General features: G+C 28.6%; 6 protein-coding genes. 2 read left to right on the forward strand and 4 right to left on the reverse strand.

All coding sequences use genetic code 11. The features are described 5' to 3' along the window. The coding region (locus AB1Z17_RS07010) for a cytochrome d ubiquinol oxidase subunit II (RefSeq protein WP_368051085.1) at positions 1-771 on the forward strand (771 nt) is incomplete at its 5' end. Positions 772-781: 10 nt separating this feature from the next. Continuing rightward, positions 782-1081 carry a hypothetical protein gene (locus AB1Z17_RS07015; RefSeq protein ID WP_368051086.1) on the forward strand — a complete coding sequence of 100 codons (300 nt, stop codon included), beginning with the start codon at positions 782-784 and terminating at the stop codon, positions 1079-1081. 12 nt (positions 1082-1093) lie between these two features. Here AB1Z17_RS07015 and AB1Z17_RS07020 read toward each other — a convergent pair whose 3' ends face one another. The 4 genes from AB1Z17_RS07020 to AB1Z17_RS07035 form a co-directional block, all read right to left on the reverse strand. Then, positions 1094-1624 (reverse strand): hypothetical protein, encoded by a 531-nt coding sequence (locus tag AB1Z17_RS07020; RefSeq protein ID WP_368051087.1) that lies wholly within the window; start codon positions 1622-1624, stop codon positions 1094-1096. A gap of 62 nt (positions 1625-1686) precedes the next feature. Then, positions 1687-3153 (reverse strand): hypothetical protein, encoded by a 1467-nt coding sequence (locus AB1Z17_RS07025; RefSeq protein ID WP_368051088.1) that lies wholly within the window; start codon positions 3151-3153, stop codon positions 1687-1689. Positions 3154-3180: 27 nt separating this feature from the next. After that, the gene (locus tag AB1Z17_RS07030) at positions 3181-4776 is read right to left on the reverse strand and encodes an SLC13 family permease (protein ID WP_368051089.1); all 1596 of its coding nucleotides are present in this window, start codon (positions 4774-4776) and stop codon (positions 3181-3183) included. Positions 4777-4822: 46 nt separating this feature from the next. Further along, positions 4823-5172: CYTH domain-containing protein (locus AB1Z17_RS07035; protein WP_368051090.1), on the reverse strand; the 350-nt coding region annotated here is incomplete at its 5' end.

Genomic DNA, 5172 nt, shown 5'->3' on the forward strand with positions numbered 1-5172 from the left:
AGTCAATTCAACAATAAAATGTGGTCTTCAATTTGGGATACAGCTTTTGGAGTTTCTAGTTTATTATTAGCATTATTTTTTGGAATTGCTCTAGGAAATATAGTTAGAGGAGTTAATTTAGGTGGTGTTGAAAATGGAAACTCTCTTTATGAAGCACATTACTTTTTTCTTCCATTATGGGACAGTAGTTTTAGTCCGTTAAGCGAACATCCAGGCGTAATAGACTGGTTTACATTAATTATTGGAATTATTGCCGTGGTAACTTTAGCCATTCACGGCGCAGCTTGGATCCGCTTAAAAACAAATACATCCATTAATAAAAAGTTGAAAAATGTTATTTTTAATTTAAACATTGCATTACTTGTTTTAACACTTTTTTCAATAGTTGTTTGGCAAATAGTCAATCCTAATTCGCTCAATAATTTTGTAGACAACCCTTATTTATTAATTTTTCCTACCATTTATTTTACAGGGTTATTTGGGTTATTTTTTATTAAGAAAATTAAAAAAGATAGTTATAGTTTTGCACTTTCAACATTCCTAATAATTGGTGGTATTACGTCTTCTTTAGCTTCGTTATTTCCTGTATTATTACCCTCAACTAATACTATAAATGAATCTTTAACAATTTACAATACAGCAGCTTCTGAATATGGATTGTCTGTTGCTTTTAATTTGGCAATTATTGTTGTAATTTTACTTTTAATTTATATTATTATTCAACAAAGGGTTTTGAAAGGGAAAATTGATAAGATGGATTACGGACATTAATTACGTAATTATGACCGCAACTTTAATTTCATTAATAAGTATTTTAACAGGAATAATTGGAGCAAATTTAATGGCTGTTGCATATAAAAAATATTCTTTTGGAATTGTAGGAAATACAATTGCAGGTGTATTTGGAAGTATCTTTTTTCTTAAATCTTTTGGAAGATTAGGCTTTGACCCTTTTACAATAGTACAAGCAGATACAATAAATATTAAACTACTTATTTTAAATTTAATAGTTTCTTTTTTAGGAGGAGTAATCGCTTTAATTTTAATAAAAAGACTAAAAATAATATTGAATAAAAATTAGTAATTATTCTTATTAGGTTACTTTGGTTTTATTAAAATACCCCAAAATAACACCTAAAACCAACGACCAGATAGCTGCTAAACCAATTTGATATGGCTTGTCTAACATAAATGTTATAGTGTGGGCAGGAATCCAAAACCAGATTAAAGAAAGCATTCCTTTATCAATATTTTTCCAATTATTTTCACGTGAAATTAAGTTATCTAAAAACCTATGAAGAATTACCAATAGTAAACCAAATTGCACATTCATTGCTACAGAAACCGCAAACGCCCTTCCAAATAAGTTGAGCTCTGGCAAATACCCTTGAACTATTAAACTATCAATAAATCCTTGATAACCAATAAATGCATATTTTATCGCTATGGCTAAAAGAGCCCATTCCACCATTTTTAAAAAAACAACAGCATATTTATAAGGCATAAAAACAGCACCTCGCTGCATCCATTTAGAAAATATGTCACCCAATGTTCCTAAAATCGCAAACTGAATCATTGCGCTATAAATAGGATAGGTTTTTACTAGTTCAATATAAGTATTCATAATTTTTTAACTTCTTTTTGTAGTTATAAAATTACATACTTTATCCGAATTAAAAATATATATTAAAGAACATCTAATTCAACAGGTTCGATACGCTTAATACCTTTTCTATTCATTATTACAAGGTAACGTTTAAATTCTACTCCTTTTTCAGAGTATAATTTTTGAATAAGATTTACATGGTAAATTCTATTACCAACTCTATTGATGATTTTTCCTTTTTTTAATAATGAATATTCTTTTTTAGGATCGTCCATTTGAGTAGTAAATCTGTAGAGATTTATGCGAGTTATATCAACAATACTGTTTAATCTATTGTCTGATATTTCTTCACCAAATTTTTTAGGATAAATAACAATTTTCTTTTTATATTGAATAATTTGTTCTCCCATCAAATTATAATCAGCAGTTATAAATTTATTTTTTAAACGATGTTTTTTAACCTTTGGCCCTAATTTATTAAAAGGAACAAACGTAAAATTCTCTTTAATAATTCCAATTAAATTTGTACCTGAATCTTTAATTTTTATTTTAAAATCGTAAAAAAATGAATTTGCTTTACTTACAAATAATAAACCTATAGATGCTTTAATTCTATCTTTTAACATATAACCAACCACCAATGCAATAAAAAATGGCAGGGTGAAATTTCCATACACTTGTTGATAATAGAAAGCGATACCTGTGGAAAAAATCATTGCCAAACCTGCGGCAACAGCAAAAACAGATTGCTCAAAAAAAGCGCCATCTTTTCTAATATCTCTATTTAAAAACAACACACTTTCTATAAATTTTTTAAGCTGACTTCTTTTATGAAATAATAGTTCATCAAAAAAATCTTTATTATTAGTAACATCAAAATTTTGCGCTTTTCGATAGGTTTGTTCCTCCTTAATAAACGTAATTACTTCTTTTAATAGTTCTTTTTCTATATTGCTAATTTTATAATATTCTAACCAATCAATTAAGTAATAATTTATAATATTACTAATATATTCATCTCCGTATTTTATAATATTTTTTAATTCTTCATCTATTTTTAATCCTTCAATACTTTCAACTAAGTCTCTATAAATTACTAAAACCTTTTTAAGTTTTTTAAAAAAATCTATAGAAAAATCAGTATCAAGTTTTCTGTTTTCTTTTAAAAATGAAGTCGCTATTCTAAGTGTATTGTTTAAAATAGCACCCAGCATTTTTACTCTAGATTCAAACTCTAGCTTATTTTTTTTTGAAACTTTTTTTCCAGATATTTTTTTTACAATTTTAATTAATTGATGTAATGGCCCTGTTTTTAAATTAAGAATTTCATCTATTGTATATTCCGATGCATTGTACCTAATATATACTTTAACATCGTTATAAAACTTAGTTTTAGGATAGGTTTGGTTGTTAATGTTTAAACCATTTGGAATAAAAAGATACGTAAGCGTATTATATGTTGTTTTTTTCTTTTCTGAAATATTTTCATAAATAGATTTTATTTCTAGAGAAAAATTATCGTGAATTTTTACGTTATCCTGTATCATTTAAATCTGGTATCTCGTATCTGGGGATTAAAATAAACCATTTGGCGTAATACCCAACCATTTAAAATAGGTCATTGCCATTATAATTGACATAACCCAGGCAATAACTTGCATTGTAAACCCAAATTTAAATCCATCTGACATACTGTATTGATTTGTAGAATATAAAAGTAAGGCAGGCTTACTATTAAAAGGTAATGTGTACACATGTTCAATTAATAACGCAGTTGGAAAGGCCAAACTCATAATTGGAAAATCAAAACGAGTTGCAATCCCGATGGCAATAGGGATAAAAATCATGGCTCTCATAGTTTTAGATTGCATAAATAAAGCACTAAAAACCATTGCTGCTGTAAGTACTACATACAAAATCCAAAAAGGTGTCTCTGCGCCAAATCCTAAAGCATCAAATGAAGCGTTTACTGATATCGATGGAAGATCTGTTACTTTAAAACCAGCTCCCAATGTATATGCTCCCGCTGAGAATAACAATAAATGCCAAGGAATATCTACATCATTCCATTTTACAATACCAATTTTAGGTATTAATGCAATAATTGCTCCAACAAATGCAACCGCTGTTGGACTAACACCATGCCACTTATCGGTTACCCATAAAGCAAGTATACTCACAAATATTACTATAGATTTAACCTCATTAAAGGATATTTTCCCTAAGTCTTTCAAATCTTTTTTAAGACTGTCCATTCCTCCTAGAATACTTGGTTTACTATCTTCTTTTTTAATTGGAAAAATAATTTTCATTCCAATTATCCAACCAATAATCATTAATGCCATTGCTACTGGAAATGAAGCTATCATCCATTCAGAAAAAAATATATCACTTCCTATAGCACCAGCTATTAATGACGCTGCCAATAAATTGGCTCCAGAACCTGTTAAAAATGAACTGGCTCCCATATTATTCTGAAATAAATTTTGAAGTAAAACATTTCGCCCAACATTATTTTGTTTACCATTTGAGGCTCCATAAATTGCAGCAACTACCATAAAAACGGGCAATAAAATAGCTGCTTTTGCAGTAGTAGCTGAAATAAATAAAGACAATACCACATTAATAACCATAAAGCTCAAAATTACCGAAGAAGCACTTTTACCAAATTTAATTATAAACCAAAGTGCAAACCGTTTGGCAACTCCAGTAGCTACTAACATACTTGCTAAAACAAATGACATAATGTTTAACCACATTACTTTGTGACCGAGTTGTGCGTAAGCTACCTCCTCTGGTAAAACTTGTGTTAACACCAATGCAATTATTAAAATTAAGGATGTTAAGTAGTTCGGAATTGCTTCTGTAATCCATAAAATTAAAGAGGCAACAAAAATGGCTAGCATTGCTTTGTTTGAAAAAATAAAATTTTCCAAACCTATATTTTGAAAGTTACTTTTTGCACTTGTACTTAATGATGTTGTATCTAAATCATCTAAAAAAGGTATTTTTAAAACAAATAAAATGAGCACAAAAGATAGAATTGCTAATGGACCACCAATACGCATTAAAAAACTTTCAAATTTAGATTTCTCTCGCTTTGGGAGTTTCTCCATTCGATAGTTTTTCATATCCAATACATCAAATCCACTTTGTAATTTTGCACTCATTTATTTACCTTTTAAATATTCTGTTTTACTTATTATCTTAAACTTATTACCAATTTTTATAAGGGTTTTTCATTAACATGGAGTTGTAATATTTTACTTGTCCTGTTACTTCTTCACCCAACCAGATCGGTTTATTAAAATTTTCATCTTCCGAAGAAAGTTCTACCTCAGCAACAGTTAAACCATCATTTTCACCATAGAATTCATCAACTTCAAAAGTATGTTCTCCAGATTTTACATTAAAACGTGTTTTATCAATAACACCCGGTTCGCTAATTTTTAATAAATCTGTAGCATCTTTAACAGAAATTTCTTTTTCCCATTCAAATCTTGAAGTTCCAGACTTGTTTCCAATACCTTTAACGGTTATAAACCCTTTATCGCCTTTAATTCTAA

Source organism: Lutibacter sp. (genome assembly GCF_040883305.1).
GTDB lineage: Bacteria > Bacteroidota > Bacteroidia > Flavobacteriales > Flavobacteriaceae > Lutibacter.